Origin of the sequence: Streptomyces armeniacus (assembly GCF_003355155.1) — a bacterium.
In the GTDB taxonomy this organism is placed as follows: domain Bacteria; phylum Actinomycetota; class Actinomycetes; order Streptomycetales; family Streptomycetaceae; genus Streptomyces; species Streptomyces armeniacus.
Genome location: NZ_CP031320.1, coordinates 4606753 through 4622894, shown reverse-complemented (window position 1 = coordinate 4622894; position 16142 = coordinate 4606753). Strand labels below are relative to the sequence as shown.

At 74.4% G+C, this 16142-nt stretch carries 13 protein-coding genes; 7 read left to right on the top strand and 6 right to left on the bottom strand.

The features are described from left to right. Window positions 1–238: 238 nt before the first annotated feature. From DVA86_RS20055 to melA, 6 genes are all read left to right on the top strand, one after another. Window positions 239–1066 carry an endo alpha-1,4 polygalactosaminidase gene (locus DVA86_RS20055; protein WP_208880175.1) on the top strand — a complete coding sequence of 276 codons (828 nt, stop codon included), beginning with the start codon at window positions 239–241 and terminating at the stop codon, window positions 1064–1066. A 159-nt stretch (window positions 1067–1225) separates the two neighbouring features. Next, on the top strand, window positions 1226–2542 hold the full coding sequence (locus tag DVA86_RS20050; RefSeq protein ID WP_208880173.1) for an ABC transporter substrate-binding protein: 1317 nt from the start codon (window positions 1226–1228) through the stop codon (window positions 2540–2542). Window positions 2543–2681: 139 nt separating this feature from the next. Next, entirely contained in the window at window positions 2682–3671 is a 990-nt protein-coding gene (locus DVA86_RS20045; protein WP_208880171.1) for a carbohydrate ABC transporter permease, read from the top strand. Next, window positions 3668–4585, top strand: a complete 918-nt coding sequence (locus DVA86_RS20040; RefSeq protein WP_208880169.1) for a carbohydrate ABC transporter permease — start codon at window positions 3668–3670, stop codon at window positions 4583–4585. The genes DVA86_RS20045 and DVA86_RS20040 overlap by 4 nt, the downstream gene beginning before the upstream one ends. A 121-nt stretch (window positions 4586–4706) precedes the next feature. After that, window positions 4707–5780, top strand: a complete 1074-nt coding sequence (locus DVA86_RS20035) for a carbohydrate kinase family protein (RefSeq protein ID WP_208880167.1) — start codon at window positions 4707–4709, stop codon at window positions 5778–5780. Continuing rightward, window positions 5777–7093, top strand: a complete 1317-nt coding sequence (gene melA / locus DVA86_RS20030; protein ID WP_208880165.1) for an alpha-glucosidase/alpha-galactosidase — start codon at window positions 5777–5779, stop codon at window positions 7091–7093. The genes DVA86_RS20035 and melA overlap by 4 nt, the downstream gene beginning before the upstream one ends. Before the next feature lie 310 nt (window positions 7094–7403). On the opposite strand, the gene DVA86_RS20025 is transcribed toward melA, so the two are convergent. Both DVA86_RS20025 and DVA86_RS20020 read right to left on the bottom strand, forming a co-directional pair. Further along, entirely contained in the window at window positions 7404–8675 is a 1272-nt protein-coding gene (locus DVA86_RS20025; RefSeq protein ID WP_208880163.1) for an NAD(P)-binding domain-containing protein, read from the bottom strand. Then, on the bottom strand, window positions 8660–10369 hold the full coding sequence (locus tag DVA86_RS20020; protein WP_208880162.1) for a carboxylate--amine ligase: 1710 nt from the start codon (window positions 10367–10369) through the stop codon (window positions 8660–8662). The genes DVA86_RS20025 and DVA86_RS20020 overlap by 16 nt, the downstream gene beginning before the upstream one ends. Window positions 10370–10461: 92 nt before the next feature. On the opposite strand from DVA86_RS20020, the gene DVA86_RS20015 reads away from it, so the two are divergent. Next, entirely contained in the window at window positions 10462–11874 is a 1413-nt protein-coding gene (locus DVA86_RS20015; protein ID WP_208880160.1) for a glycoside hydrolase family 26 protein, read from the top strand. A 26-nt stretch (window positions 11875–11900) separates the two neighbouring features. On the opposite strand, the gene DVA86_RS20010 is transcribed toward DVA86_RS20015, so the two are convergent. From DVA86_RS20010 to DVA86_RS19995, 4 genes are read right to left on the bottom strand one after another with little or no spacing between them, the layout of a single operon-like run. Further along, a complete protein-coding gene (locus DVA86_RS20010) occupies window positions 11901–13031 on the bottom strand; it encodes a GNAT family N-acetyltransferase (protein ID WP_208880159.1) in 1131 nt (376 codons plus the stop codon). Window positions 13032–13042: 11 nt separating this feature from the next. Further along, the gene (locus DVA86_RS20005) at window positions 13043–14110 is read right to left on the bottom strand and encodes a YveK family protein (RefSeq protein ID WP_208880157.1); all 1068 of its coding nucleotides are present in this window, start codon (window positions 14108–14110) and stop codon (window positions 13043–13045) included. A gap of 14 nt (window positions 14111–14124) precedes the next feature. After that, on the bottom strand, window positions 14125–15399 hold the full coding sequence (locus tag DVA86_RS20000; protein WP_208880156.1) for a glycosyltransferase: 1275 nt from the start codon (window positions 15397–15399) through the stop codon (window positions 14125–14127). After that, window positions 15396–16106, bottom strand: coding sequence for a polysaccharide deacetylase family protein (locus tag DVA86_RS19995; protein WP_342776414.1), 711 nt, complete (start codon window positions 16104–16106; stop codon window positions 15396–15398). The genes DVA86_RS20000 and DVA86_RS19995 overlap by 4 nt, the downstream gene beginning before the upstream one ends. Between the last annotated feature and the right edge of the window lie 36 nt (window positions 16107–16142).

Below are 16142 nucleotides of genomic sequence, written 5' to 3'. Positions count from 1 at the left end.
ATGCCCCAGGCACGATCTTGCGCACTTTTGCGAACTTGCTCAAGTTCGAACTCTTGACGTGTGCGGTGCGACGCGCTTTGATCCTGCCAGTGCCCAGGGTGGTGTCCACCCGGCACCGTAGAGGTGCGCCCAGCCGGTAGCGGACGATGTCCGGAGCCCGGCCTGAGTCGCCAGGAGCGCGTGCAGTGCAGCGTCGTCCGAGGCGGGGTCGTACCCGCGATTGATGGAGCAGCACGCCATGCCTGCCACTCACGCCCTGCGCCGCCGGCGCCCCTGGGTCGCCGCCGCCCTGGCCGCCGCCGCACTCGTCGCCGCCGGAATCACCGGCAACACGCCGTCCCGCGCCAGCGCCGCCGAGCCGGAGCTGCCGCCGCCGGGAGCCGGCTTCGACTACCAGATCGGCGGCGCGTACGACCCGCCCGCCGGCACCGAGGTGGTCAGCCGGGACCGTACGGCGGAGCCGGCCGCCGGCCTCTACAACATCTGCTACGTCAACGCCTTCCAGGTCCAGCCCGGCGAGACCGGCGACTGGCCCGCCGACCTGCTGCTGCGGGACGAGAACGGCGACGTCGTCATCGACCCCGACTGGGACGAGGCGCTGCTCGACATCGGCACCGCCGCCAAGCGCGAACGCGTCGCCGAGCGGGTCAACAAGTGGACGGACGGCTGCGCCGACAAGGGCTTCGACGCCGTCGAGCCCGACAACTACGACAGCTACACCCGTTCCCAGGACCTGCTGACCGCCGCGGACGCCAAGGCGTTCGTCACCCTGCTGTCCGCGCACGCGCACTCCCGCGGCCTGGCCGCCGCCCAGAAGAACACGGTCGAACTCGCCGGCAGCCGCGCCGAGACGGGGCTGGACTTCGCCGTCGCGGAGGAGTGCGCTCCGTGGAACGAGTGCGACGAGTACGCCGCCGCGTTCGACAACCACGTCGTGGTGGTCGAGTACACCGACGAGGGCCTGCGGAAGGCGTGCGACGGCTGGGGCGGCGAGCTGAGCATCGTACGCCGCGACGTGGCCGTCTCCACGCCCGGCAGCGACGGCTACGTCCACCGCACCTGCTGACGCGGCGCGCGCCCCGCGCGGCCTCTCTCCCATCTCCGTACGGCGCACCACCGCACCACCCGCCGTACATCCACCCGTACGGCTCCCCGCTGCCCGTCATCCGTATCCGCGGGGAGCCCGTACGCCCGCCGCGTGTCCTTCCCGCGTAAGGAGACCGCCATGACCCGACCCCTCCCCCGGCGCCGGCTGCTGCGCGGCGCCGCCGCGCTCACGCCGGCCGCCGTGGGCGTACCGCTGGCCGCCGGGTGCTCGGCCGGTGCCTCCGACGGTGTCAGCGCCGACGGCACGGTCACCGTCGAGCTGTGGCACGGGCAGAGCGACACCGGCCGCAAGGCGATCGAGCAGCTGGTGACGGAGTTCAACCGCACGCACCCCCGTATCCGCGTGGACGCGGGCGGCGGCGGGGTGCTGGCGGACGCCATGCTGCAGAAGGTGACGGCGGCGCTGGCGTCCGGTTCGTTCCCGGACATCGCCTACGTCTTCGGCTCGGACCTCGCCAGCGTCGCCCGCAGCCCCAGCGTCGTGGACCTCACCGAGCCGCTGCGCGGCGGCGCCACCCGCTGGAACGGCTACTGGCCCGCCGCCCGCGAGGCCGTCACCCTCAACGGGCGGCTGCGCGCCGCGCCCGCCCTGCTCGACTCGCTGTCCGTCGTCTACAACAAGAAGCTGTTCCGCGCGGCCGGCGTGCCGTTCCCCGAACCGGGCTGGACCTGGGACGAGTTCGTCGCAACGGCCCGGCGGCTCACCGACGCGGGGCGCGGCGTCTTCGGCACCGGCTGGCCGGGCACCGGGGACGAGGACACCGTCTGGCGGCTCTGGCCGATGGTCTGGGACCTGGGCGGCGAGGTGGTCGCCGACGACGGGCGCGGCATCGGCTTCGAACGGCAGGGCGTACGCGCCCTGGAGACGCTGGCGCGGCTGGTCCGCGACAAGAGCGTGTACGTCGATCCGAAGCCCGGCGGCGAGCAGATGTACCAGGTGTTCATGGGCGGCCGGATGGCCATGGTGGCGACGGGCCCGTGGCAGCTCCCCGACATCCTCGACGCGAAGGTCGACTACGGCGTGGTGCCGCTGCCCGGCTACAACGGCCGCTCCGTCACCATCTCCGGCCCGGACACCTGGACCGTCTTCGACAACGGCGACGCGCGGTCCCGTGCCGCCGTCGAGTTCGTCACCTGGATGATCCAGCCCGAACAGGACGCCCGCTGGGGCATCGCCGCCGGCAGCCTCCCCCTCAGCACGGCCACCGAGCGGCGCCCGGAGTGGCGGCGGCACTCGGCGCGTACGGAAGGGCTGCCGGTGTTCACCAAGGCGCTGGAGACCGCGCGGGTACGGCCGGTGCACCCCGCGTACCCGCAGATCTCGCAGGCGCTGGGCGAGGCGATCGTCGCCGTGCTGCTCGGCAGGCGCAGCCCGGCGGAGGCGCTGCGCCAGTGCGCCGACAAGGCCAACGCAGCCCTGCTGATCCCCCGATGAGGAAGGCCGCCATGCGAGCAGAGCGAACCGCAGGACCAGAGCGCGCCGTACGGCGAGAGGGCTCCGTACGGGAGCGCGCCGTACGGATGCAGCGCACCGTACGGACACAGCGCGCCGTACGACCGGACGGAAGACCGTCATGGCGATAGTGCCGCGCCCCGTCACCCTCGAACCGCGTGCCGCCGAGCGGCGGCGTGCCCGCACCCGGCGCGCCCGCCGGGAGACGGCCACCGCGTGGACGTTCACCGCGCCCGCCACCGTGATCATCCTCGGGCTGGGCATCATCCCGGTGATCTGGTCGCTGCTGCTGTCGTTCCGCGCGGATGACCTGGTCACGCCGGGCCGCTGGGTCGGCCTGGACAACTACCGCGCGCTGGCGGAGGACCCGAACTTCCACACCGCCGTGAGCAACACCCTCGTATACGCAGGCCTGTACGTGCCCCTGAGCCTCGCCGGGGGCCTCGCGCTGGCCCTCGCCCTGAACCGCCGCATCCGGCTCATCGGCCTCTACCGCACGCTGGTCTTCATCCCGTTCGTCGTCTCGGCGACGGCGCAGGGTGTGCTGTTCTCGTTCATCCTCGACCCGCAGTTCGGCGCGGCCAACTCGCTGCTGCACAAGCTCGGCATCTCCCCGCAGGGCTTCCTCAGCGACCCGGATCAGGCGCTTTACCTGCTGGTGCTGATCTCCCTCTGGAGCGGCGTCGGCTTCTGCGTCGTCGTCTTCCTGGCCGCGCTCCAGGACGTGCCGCCGGAGCTGGTGGAGTCCGCGCGGCTGGACGGGGCGGGACGGTGGCGCGTGCTGCGGCACATCACGCTGCCGACGCTCACGCCGGTCGGGATCTTCCTGCTGCTGTGGCAGTTCATCCAGGCACTGCAGGTCTTCGACCTGGTGTACGTGACCACGAAGGGCGGGCCGCTGGGCTCGACCACGGTGATCGTGTACTTCGTGTGGGAGCAGGCGTTCCGCACGTTCACGGCCGGATACGGCGCGGCCGCCGCGTACGTGCTCGCCCTCGCCCTGTTCGTGGCGGGCGCGGCGCTCCGGCTCACCCGGCGGCGGCAGTCCGCCCGTACGGAGGCGGCGCCCGAGGCGGCTCCTGCCGTACTGAAGGAAGGAGCCGCGCGATGACGCACACCGCTCACACCGCGGAGACGGCACCGTCCGCACCCACCCCGGCGGGCGGTGCGGCGGCGTGGAAAACGACGCCCGTACGGCGCCCGCCGGGGCGGCGGCTGCCGTTCAGCGCGTGGCACCTGGTGCTGGCGCCGCTCGCGCTCGGCTTCGCCCTGCCGCTGCTGTGGCTGCTGCTGAGCTCCGTGATGACGGACGCCGAGATCAACCGCTTCCCGCCCGCGTTGTGGCCCGAGGGCATCGACCTGGGCGGCTACCGGTACGTGCTGGGGAACGCGATGTTCCCCCGCTGGTTCGCCAACTCGCTCGTCGTCTCCGGCGTCGCGGTGCTCTCGAACCTGCTGCTCGGCTCGCTCGGCGGGTACGCGTTCGCACGGATGCGCTTCGCCGGGTCGCGGCTGCTGCTCGGGCTGATGCTGGCGACTATGGTCATCCCGTTCCAGCTGACCATGATCCCGACGTTCCTGGTGATGAAGCGGCTCGGGCTGATCGACACCCTCGGCGCGCTCATCGTGCCCGCGCTGGTCACGCCGTTCGCCGTGTTCCTCTTCCGGCAGTTCTTCCTCGCGCTGCCGCGGGAGATGGAGGAGGCGGCGTGGATCGACGGCTGCTCGCGGCTGCGCGTGCTGTTCTCGATCGTGCTCCCGCTGGCGCGGCCCGCACTGGCGACGGTGGCCGTGCTGACGTTCCTGTCCACCTGGAACGACCTGACGTGGCCGCTCATCGCGATCAACCACGACACCCAGTACACCCTGCAGTTGGGACTCACCACCTTCCAGGGACAGCACCACACCCGGTGGTCGGCGGTGATGGCGGGCAACGTCATCACGGTGCTGCCGGTCCTGGTGGCCTTCCTGCTGGCCCAGAAGACGTTCATCCAGTCGCTCACGTCGAGCGGCCTGAAGGGCTGACGCGGCGCCGCCCGCCCTCCGTACGCACGACGTTCCGTGCGGGGCTCGATACGGCTCCGTACGGGGCCCGTTCGGGTTCCGTACGGAGCCCGGAAACCGGAAACAGGACCCAGGAACCACCATGTCCCCACCCTTTGACCTGCTCGTGATCGGCGACGCCAACCCGGACGTCGTCCTCGGCCCCGTGCCCGGCGCCCTCGCCTACGGCCAGCGCGAACAACTCGTCGCCCACGGCAGCCTCGTCCTCGGCGGCTCCGCCGCCATCGCGGCGTGCGGCGCCGCACGCCTCGGCCTGCGGGTGGCCTTCGCCGGCCGCGTCGGCGACGACCCCGCGGGCGCCTTCGTACGGCATGCGCTGGCCGAACGGGGCGTCGACACCGGCGCCCTCACCACCGACCCCGAGCTGCCGACGCCGCTCACCACCGTGCTCACGCGCGGCACCGATCGGGCCATCCTCACCGCGCCCGGCTGCCTGCCAGCGACCGGACCGCACGACGTGCCCGGCGCGCTGCTGGGCGGGACCCGGCACGTGCACGCGGCGTCGTTCTTCCTGCTGCCGGAGCTGGCACGGGCGCTGCCCGAGGTGTTCCGCGCCGCGCAGGCACACGGCGCCACCACCTCCCTGGACACCAACGACGATCCGGACCGGAGCTGGGACCCGGAGCTGCTCGCGCCGGTGCTGCGCCGTACGGACTTCCTGCTGCCGAACGCGGACGAGGCGCACGCCCTGGCCGCGTCCCTCGGGGCCGCCCCCGTGACGGGGGCCGACGCCCTTACGGCGGCCGCCGCCGAACTCGCCGGGTACGGCCCGCTGGTGGCCGTCAAGAACGGCGCCGACGGCGCCCTCGCGCACGACGGCATCCGTACGTGGCGTGCCGCGCCCGTTCCCGTCGACCCGCTCGACACGGTCGGCGCGGGCGACAGCTTCGACGCCGGGTTCCTCGCCGCCCTCCTGCGCGGCGAGGACACCGCCCGCGCGCTCCAGCTCGCCGCCGCCTGCGGCGCCCTGTCCACCCGTGCGCACGGCGGCACCGCGGCGCAGCCCGACTGGGACGAGGCCGTGGCCGCCGCGCACAGGCCCGCGCCCGCGTCCGTTCAGACGTCCGCGCCCGCGCCCGCGCCCGCGTCCCCGCCTCCGTCCGACGCAGACCACCCGGACCACTCGCACCACCCGAACCAGAGGACCCACCGATGACCGGCACCAAGATTGTTTTCGTAGGCGCGGGCAGCGTCGTGTTCACGCAGGGCCTGCTCGCCGACCTGTTCGCCTTCTCCGAGCTGCGCGACGCCCGTATCGCCCTGCACGACATCGACCCCGAACGGCTCGCCACCGCCGAGGGCGCCGCCCGCCACATCGCCGCCGAGCGCGGCGCCACCCCGGTCATCACCGCACACCCCGACCGCAGGGAGGCCCTGGAGGGCGCGGACTTCGTCATCAACATGATCCAGGTCGGCATGGCCGCTGCCACCCGTACGGACTTCGACGTGCCCGCCGGTTTCGGGCTGCGCCAGACCATCGGCGACACCCTCGGCATCGGCGGCATCTTCCGCGCGCTCCGTACGTTCCCGGTGCTCCGCGCGCTCGCCGCCGACATGCAGGCCGTCTGCCCGGACGCGCTCCTGCTCAACTACACCAACCCGATGGCGATGAACGTCATGTACCTGCGGGAGGTCGCCCCCCGGCTGCGCGTCGTCGGACTCTGCCACTCCGTGCACTGGACGATGCACGACCTGTCGAAGCTCGTCGGCGTCCCGTACGAGGACGTCTCGTACCTCGCCGCCGGTGTCAACCATCAGGCGTGGGTGCTGCGTTTCGAGCACCGGGAGGACGGGCGGAACCTGTACCCGCTGCTGGACGAGGCCATCGAACGCGACCCGCAGCTGCTGCGCCGGGTCCGCGTCGACATGTACCGGCGGCTCGGCCACTACCCGACGGAGACGAGCGAGCACTCCTCCGAGTACGTGCCGTGGTATCTGCACCACGACAGCGAAGTCAGCCGGCTGCGGCTGCCGGTGGGCGCGTACCTCGGCATCACGGAGGAGAACACCGCCAGCTACGAGAAGACCCGCGCGGCACTCGCCGCGGGCGAGCCGCTGCCCGTCGAGGGCACCATGGAGTACGCGCCACAGATCGTCCACAGCGTCGTCACCGGCACGCCCCGTACGGTCTACGGCAACGTGCTTAACCGCGGCCTGATCCCCGAACTCCCCGCGGGCGCCGTCGTCGAGGTGCCCTGCCTGGTCGACTCACAGGGAGTGCAGCCCACCCGTATCGACGCCCTGCCGCCGCAGTGCGCCGCGCTCAACCGCTCGTACGTGAACGTGAACGAGCTGACCGTACGGGCCGCGACGGACGGCGATCCGCGCCACATCCGGCACGCGGCGATGACGGACCCGGCCACCGCGGCGGCCCTCCCGGTGGACCGCATCTGGTCCCTGTGCGACACCCTGGTCGCCGCCCACGGCGACCTGCTCCAACCGAACCTGCGAACCCCGCTGGGCCCGTGACGGCTTCCGGCCACGACGGACAGAGTCCGGCGGAACGACCCAACAACCGCAAGCGGCCGAGGCGTTCGCCAATCCGCCGGACACTGCCCGTACCAATTGCGCCGCGCGGCGGCGGAAAGAAGCTGCGGCTCCACCGCAGACGGGCCCGCGCCCCGGGCACCGCTCCCCCCGCCACCGGGGGCCGGAGGGGGCGCGGGCAACCGCACCCCCTCCCGCCGCCGCGGCGCTCAGCCACCGACCAGAGAGCCCGGCGGCATGGTCGACAACCGCACGGCGCACGTACGAAGCGCCCGCCGCCAGGCCCAAGGCACTACGCCGGCATCAGGACGCGGTCGCGGTCCGGGCGGGCGCCGCCCGCGTCCTGGTGGACGCCGGACACCAGGCGGGCGGCCGTGAAGGCCGCGCCGTGGACGAAGCGCATCGCCGGACCGAAGGCCGGGGCGGCCAGGAGTCCGGCGAAGTACAGGCCCGGCCAGGACGACTGGAAGCGGCTGTCCAGTTCCGGCCCGCGGCTGCCCGCGACCGTACGGAGGCTGCCGCGCAGGGCGGGGTCGAGGAGCCGCAGCCGGTCCAGGCCGGGTGCGAAGCCGGTCGCGGCGATCACGTGCTCGGTCTCGAGGACCGACTCCGTGCCACCGTCGGTGGCCAGGTGCAGCCGCACGGCCCCGCCCGCTCCGCTCGCACCGCCACCGCCCACCCCACCCGTACGGCTCGCGCCCAGCAGCCGCCGCCCGAGCAGCGCCGGTACGGCGGACTCGAAGCGTTCGCGCAGCCACCACGCCCCGGCGGGGCCGAGCGCGCGCCCGGCGATACGGGTGCGCAGCGCGCCGGGCAGCCCGCGTACGGCCCAGGGCGCCTCGGACCAGACCCAGCTGGGCCAGCCGGTGCCGAGTCCGCAGTGGGGGTCGCGGAGCGCGCGGAGGAGGCCGCGTTCGAGGGGCTGCGGGGGCGAGTTCCAGTTGATGCGGGGTGCGCGGGCTACGAGCCGTGCGGTGGCGCCCTGTTCGGTGAGCAGGGTGGCGGTCTCCAGGGCGGCCTGGCCTGCGCCGATCACGGTGACGTCCTTGCCCGCGAACGCGGACAGGTCGCGGTGCCGGCTGCTGTGCGTGGCGAGTTCCGACGGCAGTCCCCGCAGCACCTCCGGGGTGTGCACGAAGGGCATCACTCCGACAGCGAGCGCCACCGCCCTGGCGCCGAACACCTCGCCGTCGGCGGTCTCGATCCGGAACCCGCGGCCGCGCGGGACCGGCCGTACGGCGGTCACGGTGCGGTCCTCGACGGCGGGCGCGGCCCGTTCGGCGAACCACATGCCGTAGTCGGTGAACGTGTCGAGGGGCAGCGGGCTGCCGTGCTCGGCCCGTACGCCGTAGGCGGCGCAGTAACCGGCGAGGGTGTGCGTACCCGCCGGGTCGGACAGACTCGACGACCAGGGTTCGGACTTGAGGAGCATCCCGCGCGGCATGTGGTCGCGCCAGGAGGCCATCGGCCTGCCGAGCACGCGTACGTTCAGTCCGGTGGCGGCGGCATGGGAGGCGATGGAGAGCCCGTACGGGCCGGCGCCCACGACTAGCAGGTCGAACATGTCTGGTTCCCGTCCTTTCGCGTTGAGTGGTCGCTGTGCTGTGGTGCGGCGTCGCTGCCCGGTGCCGTGGCACCGCGCGGCGCGGTGCCACGGCGTGGCGCGGCGTTACCGCCCCGTGCGGTGTCGCTTCTCGGCGCGGCATCGACGTCCGGTACGGCGGCGGATCCCACCGGGGGCCTGCTTTCCGGCGCGGCCCCGCGGCCCCGCCGCGCCCGCGCCAGGCGGTGCAGCCCCTTCCTGACGCCGTGTCCGCCCCAGGCGAGCGCCATGGCGGCGAACGGCGCCGGGTCGTCCCCGGCGAACCAGGCCGCCTCACGCTGCGTACGCTCGCCCGCCGGGCCGCGTGCGGCGCGTACGAGCCCCAGGGGCCCCGTCCGGCCGTCGCTCCGCCCGTCGCTCCGCCCGTCGCGCGCCGCCGGGCCGCGTGCCGCGGCGGCGAGCGACGCCAGGGAGGACAGCAGCGCGTAGTTCTCGGCCACGAAGACGCGCCCGGCGTCAGGTGCCCGCCCATGGCACCGGACGGCGCCGTCACTCCGCCGGGGAGCAGCCGCTACGACGGCCGCCGCGCGCCCGGTCAGATCCAGGTGCAGGGCGCGTACGACGTCCAGCCCGGCGCCGTCCGCGTCCGCGTCCGCGAAGATGCGGAACTGCGCGCCGGGCCGCGGGTTGAAGTCCAGCAGGTGGTACGTGCCGGAGACGGGGTCGAACCGGAAGTCGAGGTCGAGGATGCCCCGGTAGCCGAGGTGTGCGGCCAACCGGGCGGCGGTCGCCTCGACCACGGGGTTGGGCAGCCAGCTGCCGACGGCGGTCAGTCCGGCGCCCGCGGGCCAGGCGAGGTCCTTGCGTCCGGCGCCGCCGCCGAGGCAGCCCGCGGTGGCGGTGAAGCAGCCGTGGAAGAACCAGTCGGCGCCGCGTCCGCCGGGCAGCCGCGCCTGGAGCAGCAGGCGGCTGCCCGCCTCGCGGCTGCGGGCGTAGAGGCGCCGCGCCTCGTCGGGGCCGCGCAGCAGCGTGGTGCTGCGCAGCCCGGACGCCGCGCCCGGCAGCAGCCAGGGGCGGCTCCACTTCGCGACGACCGGCGGCCCCAGCTCCGTCGTGGCGGCGGCGGCTTCCGCCGCGTCGGCGGGGACCACGGTGCGCGGGTGCGGGATGTCGAGCCGCTGGCACAGCGCCGCCAGCAGCTCCTTGTCGGCCACCGACGCGGCCAGCCCCGCGGGCTGCGCGGGCAGCAGGTAGCGCCCGCCCAGCCGGGCCGTGACGGGCGGGGCGAGGACGGCGCTCAGGTCGTCCATCGGGACGAGCACGGCGGGCCGCCCGATCCGGTCCGCCGTACGGCGCAGCACGGCGGCCAGCCGCTCGGGCGTGACAGGTCCGCGGGGCATCCCGTACGCGCGGTGCAGGTAGCGGGAGTGTCCGGCGGGGTCGCGCGCCGACTCGACGAACGCGTGCACCTCGACGCCCGCACGGCCCAGTGACCGGATCGCGCCCAGGGTGCCGTGGTGGAACGGGTTGGGGTCGAGGCGGAGCAGGAGTGCGGGCACGCCGGTGTCGAACGCGGGCGGTACGGCGGGGTCTTCGGCCGCGGGCGGCGGTGCGGGCGCCGACGCGCGCGCTGCGGCCCGCGGCGAGGCCGGGGCCGGTGCCGGGGCGCCGGGGGCGCTGGGCCGTGCGGGCGACTGAATTCTCGTTCGGTCCATCAGAAAGCATCCCGGGAGTCCATGTGACGGCTCCTCTGTTTACTGTCGCGGAATAGACATGCCGATCGGATTACGCTCCGGAAGGAGTCACCATGTCGCACCGGCCACTGGCCGTGACGGGCGTCTGCATCGGAGCAGTCACCGCCGGCCTGCTTGCCACCACCGCCCTCACGGAGCCGGAGAATGGCGGGCGCGGCGATTCCGTTCCGAATTCCGGTAAGGCCCGCTCGGAATTGCGGGACCAGCGGCGGGACCAGGCGCAGCCGGGGCCCGCGGGCGGTCCGGCGGGCGAGGGCGCGCGCGAGATCCCGTTCGGCGCGTTCCTCGGTTCGGGCCCGGAGGGGGTGTGGCGCATGGCCGGTCTGAAGCGGTGGCTGGGCGGCCGGGAGCCGCGCGTGGGGCACACCTACCTGCCGGGCGACCTGTGGTCCAACATCGAGGGCAGGCCGGACTTCCTGTACCCGTGGGCGAAGTGGCGGGACGCCCGCAAGAACCGGCTGTTCGTGCTCAACGTGCCCATGCTGGAACGGAACGAGGCCGACGTGCCGGACGCCGAGGTGGACCGGCTGCTCACGGCCGGGGCCGACGGCCGGTTCGACGGGCACTTCCGCACGCTGGCCCGGCGGCTGGTCGGTCTGGGGCTCGAGGACGCCGTGCTGGTGCTGGGCTGGGAGATGAACGGCACCACGTACACGCACCGCTGCAAGCCGAACCCCGGCGCGTGGAAAGCCTATTGGCAGCGCATTGTCACCACGATGCGCGAAGTGCCGGGGCAGAGATTCCGATTCGATTTCGCTCCGGCGCGCGGAGAGGACGCGATCGGCTGGACGAAATGCTACCCGGGTGACCGTTACGTGGACATCGTCGGCATGGATTCCTACGACCAGCCGCCGGGTGAGGAATTCAAGGAACACGTCCGGCAGCCGTACGGACTTCAGCACCAGATCGATTTCGCGGCGCGGCACGGAAAGCCCGTGTCGTACCCGGAGTGGGGGCTGTTCCGGGGCGGCGACAATCCCGCGTACGTACGGGGGATGCTGAACTGGATCCGGCAGCACCGGCCCGTGTACCACACCATCACCGACTACTGCCCGCACGGCGTGTGGCGGTGCGGCAAAAACCCGGACTCGGCCCGGGTGTTCCGGCGCACCATGTCGGCGCCGCAGCCCGAGCCGACGCCCAGCCGGAAACCGGCGCAGAGTGCCACTCCGAGCACCACACCGAGCGTCACTCCCAGCGCTACGGGGAGCCGGAAGCCGTCGGCGAGCACCGAGCCCAGCACCCGCCCGAGCGCCAAGCCGAGCACCGTACCGAGCACACGGCCGAGCACCGACCCGAGCGCCAAGCCGAGTTGGCCGCCGTCCTGGAAGCCGGCGCCGTCCTCCGGCCGCGACTTCTGCCTGAACCTCGGTGACTGGCTCCAGAGGCTGCTGGGCGGCGGCCGGTTCTGCTTCCGCCACGGCCCGTACGTTCCGCAGCACGGCGGCACTTCCGCGTCGCGCTAGCGGCACGCGGCGGTCCGTGCCCGGCCTCACGTGTCCGCCCGCCCGCCGCGGAGCCGCGTGCGCAGTGCGCGCAGCGCCGGGCTGTGCTCGCATACGAGACGCCCGAGGCGCCTCCGTACGGTGTGCTGCCCGGCGTACAGCCGCAGCACCGGGCCGAGTCCGGAACGGGCCATCAGCAGCCGCTGGTTGGTGACTTCGACGGGCCGCCAGTGGCGTTTGTACGGCTCGGCGCCGCGCAGCATGCTCAGCACGCTGCGGCCGCTCTCCGACGCGTGCCGGGCGTCGTGGCGCAGCAGCATGGCGGTGATGTCCGCCTTGGCGCGCAGCGCGGGGTGTGCACCGTAGAGGTAGCCGCCGGACAGCTCCGGGGACATCAGCGTGATGTCGGCGGCCAGCACCTCGCCGTCCAGCCGGTACTCGGTGAGCAGCGCGTCACCCGTGCCGACCATACGGGCCGCCGCGCGCGCGAGGTGCGCGGCGAAGCGCGGCCTGCGGTGCTCGGGTGTCACGCCCCGGCCCTGCCACTGGAGACCGTGCAGCCGCAGCAGGGTGGACACGGCGGACGGCACCTCGGGCTGCGGCACGCTGCGCTGCTCGATGCCGAGTTCGTCGAGCCTGCGCAGCTTGCCGCGCGCCCTGCGGGCGCTCGCGCCGGGCATGCGCCGCAGGAGGTCCTCGATGGGGGCGCAGGGGAGTTCGAGGCAGACGGAGTCGGCCAGCCGCCGCCGCGGGCCCTGCCAGCGGTCGTAGAGCCGCTCGGCGGCGCCTCCCGGCCGTACCTCGCGCAGGTCGACGAGGGCGCCGCGCGCGGCGCGTCGCAGCCCGCGTTCCAGGGCGCGGGTCACGTGCGCGGCGCGGTCGCCGTCCACGAGGACGTCGCAGAAGTCGGAGATGCCGCCGCCGAGCGGCACCAGCACGGGGAACGGCCGGTGGACGAGCATCAGCGGCGCCACCCCCACGAGCCGCCCGCCGCTCCGTACGAGCAGCAGCCGCAGCCGTTCCCGCATCCCGTACGACAGCCACCAGGAGTGCAGCCAGGCATGCGTCTGGAACGGGGTGGCGGTCGGGCAGCGCGCGTACAGCGCGTCCCACTCCGGTGCCAGCGCGGCGAACCGTTCGGGGTCGCGGCACAGCGTCACGGTGGTCACGGTGGTCACGGGCGCGGTACTCACCGGTGGTCCGCCATCCCGTTGGCGTTCCCGCGCCCGCTCCCGGTCCGCTGCCGCCGCAGCTCCTTCAGCGGCACGCGCCGCCGCACCTGCCGCGCGAAGGCCGTACGGGTGCGCGCGGGGCCACCGTTGACGGAGGCACCGTTCGCGTGTGTGCCGTTCGCCGGGGCGCCGTTCGCGGGGGCGCCGTTTGCCGGGGTCTCGTACGGCTGAGCCCCGTGCGGCTGAGTACCGTACGGAGCGCTGCCGTTGGAGGGCCGTACGGGGCCCGGCGCGGTTACGGGGGCCGGTGCGGACGGTGGGCCCTCCGCACGCTGCCCGCCACCGCCGTCGCCTCCGCCACCGCCGTCACCTCCGCCAGCGTCTGCGTGCCCGGGCCGCGACGGCCGTACGAGCAGCAGCAGGCCGCCGCACAGGCCGCCCGTGCAGCCTCCGACGGCGATGGCCAGCGGCGTGGACGGCGAACTCGGCGCGCTGGGCGCGCGGGCGGCGGCGAAGACGGTCAGTTTCACCTCCGTACGCTTCGCGGTCTCGTTCGCGACCCGGGTGAGCGAGTCCGCGACCGCGTTGGCGAGCGAGGCCGCACGGCCCGGTCCCGCCGCCGTGCCGGTGACCTCGATCAGCGGCGCGTCCGGTGACGTGACGGCCTGTACGTCCGTCTCCAGCGCGCTCATCGGCGTGCCCGTCTCGGCCTGCGCGCCCGCGAGGACGGCGCCGCCGGTGGCGATCCGGCCGTACGCCTGGGCGAAGCCGAGTGCGGCTGTCGGGTCGGCGTCCTTGCCGGGCACCACGGCGACGTAGCTGGTGGCGGTGTAGCGCGGCGCCTTGAGCAGTCCGTACGCCGCTCCCCCGGCCACGCCCAACGCGACGCACAGGGCCAGCGGCCACCACCGCGGCAGCCGCGCGCGCGGTGCGCGCGGCACGCGCGTACGGAGGCGCCTCCGCGGCCGCGTACGGGGACGGCGCCGCGGCCGCAGGCGCGCGAGTGCGCGGAGCGGCGAACGGGGCGCGGACGGCCGGGGCTTGGCGGTGTCCGGCTCGTCCGTTTCCGGCGGGGCTGTGCCCACGGTGCTCACTGTGCTCACCTCTCGGCTGTGTCGGTCGTCCGCGCCACTCTGTCGGCACGTTCGGATTCGGGCGGGGGCTCGGACAGGCCGTCGCGTACGGCGCGCTCGCTCCGTACGGCGCGCACCGCACGTACGGCACGCACAGCCCGTACGGCGCGCCGCTGCGGGCGGGCCGCGGCGCGCTCGTAGACGGACATCAGGCCGTCCGCGCTGTGCGCGATGTCGTAGCGCTCCACCACACGCGGCACCGGCAACCTCCGGAGGCCCGCGGCGAGCTGGTCGAGGAGCGCGTCCGCGAGCTCGTCCGTGCCGGGCCCCACGCGCCGTGCGCCCGGTGCCTCCCCGGGCGGCACCTCCTCGACGGCGGGGCACGCCGCGTACAGCACGGGCAGTCCGGCCGCGAGCGCCTCCAGGACGGACAGCCCGAACGCCTCCTGGGCGGACGGGGACACGAACAGGTCCATGGCCGACAGCAGTTCGGGCAGCCGGAGCGGCCCCTGACCGTCCCCGGCCGGCGCGCCGTCCGCTCCCCCGCACTCACCCGGCAGCAGCAGCCGGTCGGTGAGGCCCAGGTGTGCGGCGAGGCGCTGCAGGGAGGCGCGTTCGGGGCCGTCGCCGACGAGGAGCAGCCGGACGTACGGGAGTTGCGGGCAGGCGCGGAGCAGCGTGCCGAACCGTTTGCCGGAGACCAGCCGCCCGACGCCGCCGATGACGACGGCGTCCGGCGGCACGCCGAGACGGGCGCGTACGGCGGCGCGCGCCACCGGGTCGAAGCGGAAGCGGCGCGCGTCGATGCCGTTGGGCACGAGGTGGATACGGTGGTCCGGTACGCCCCAGCCGCGCAGCCGTGCGGCCACGGTGGCGGACACGGCGACCGTCGCGCTGCCGAACCGCTCGGTGGCGAGATACAGCGCGCGGTTGCGCCGGCTGAGCGGCCGGCCCTCGATCTGCACGTCCCCGAGGGAGTGTTCGGTGGCGACCGCCCGTACGCCGGCGAGCCGGGCGGCAGTGCGGCCGTACACGCAGGCGCGGTAGAGGTGGGTGTGCACCAGGTCGTAGCCGCCCGTACGGATCAGGCCGGCGAGCCGGGGCAGCACCGTGAGGTCGCGGTTTCCGCGCATGCCGAGGTCGACGACGCGGGTGCCGTCCGCACGGATGCCGTCCGCGACCGGTCCGGGGTTGGTGAGCGTGACGACGTCGCAGTCCGCGGGGAGGTGCCGGAGCAGCAGCCGGAGCTGCTGTTCGGCGCCGCCGACGCCGAGCCCCGTGATGATCTGGAGCGCCCTCATCGGCCCGCCCCCATGGACTCGCGGGCGGTGAGCGCCCGGCGGCGCAACGGGTGCAGGTGCCGTTTGAGCAGCAGCCGCCAGCCGGTGTCCTGTTCGCCGATGTGCACGCGCGGCAGGGCGTACGTGCCGGTGAGCGGGCCGGGGTCGATGGCGCAGGCATAGCCGTAGCCCGCCTCCCGTACGGCGCGTGCCGCACGCGCGTCGACGGCTCCGTACGGATAGCAGAAACCCGCCACCGGGCCGCCCGTGACCGCCGTCAGCAGGGCGCGGCTGCGCGCGGTCTCCTCGCGGAGGGCGGCGTCGCCGGCGGTGATCAGGTCGCGGTGCAGCAGGCCGTGCGAGCCGATCTCCATTCCGGCGCCCGCCGCCGCCCGGATCGCGGGCTCGGAGAGCAGGGGGCGGCGCGGGCCGAGCGGGTCCCAGGCGTTGGTGCCGCCGAGCCGGCCGGGCAGCACGAACACGGTGGCGGTGCAGCCGTGTTCGAGGAGCAGCGGCACGGCCTCGTCCAGGAAGTCCTGGTAGCCGTCGTCGAAGGTCAGCCCGACGAGCCCGGCCCCGCGCCCGGCGGCGCGCGCCCGCAGCAGCTCGCCGACGCCGACTCCGCGCAGCCCGCGGGCGCGCAGCCAGCGCAGCTGGCGGCGCAGCCGGTGCGGGGAGACGGCGATGCGGTACGGGTCGTGGAGGCCGTCGGACACGGAGTGGTACATGAGCAGCCACGGCCGCGGCTGCCTGCGGGTGGCGCC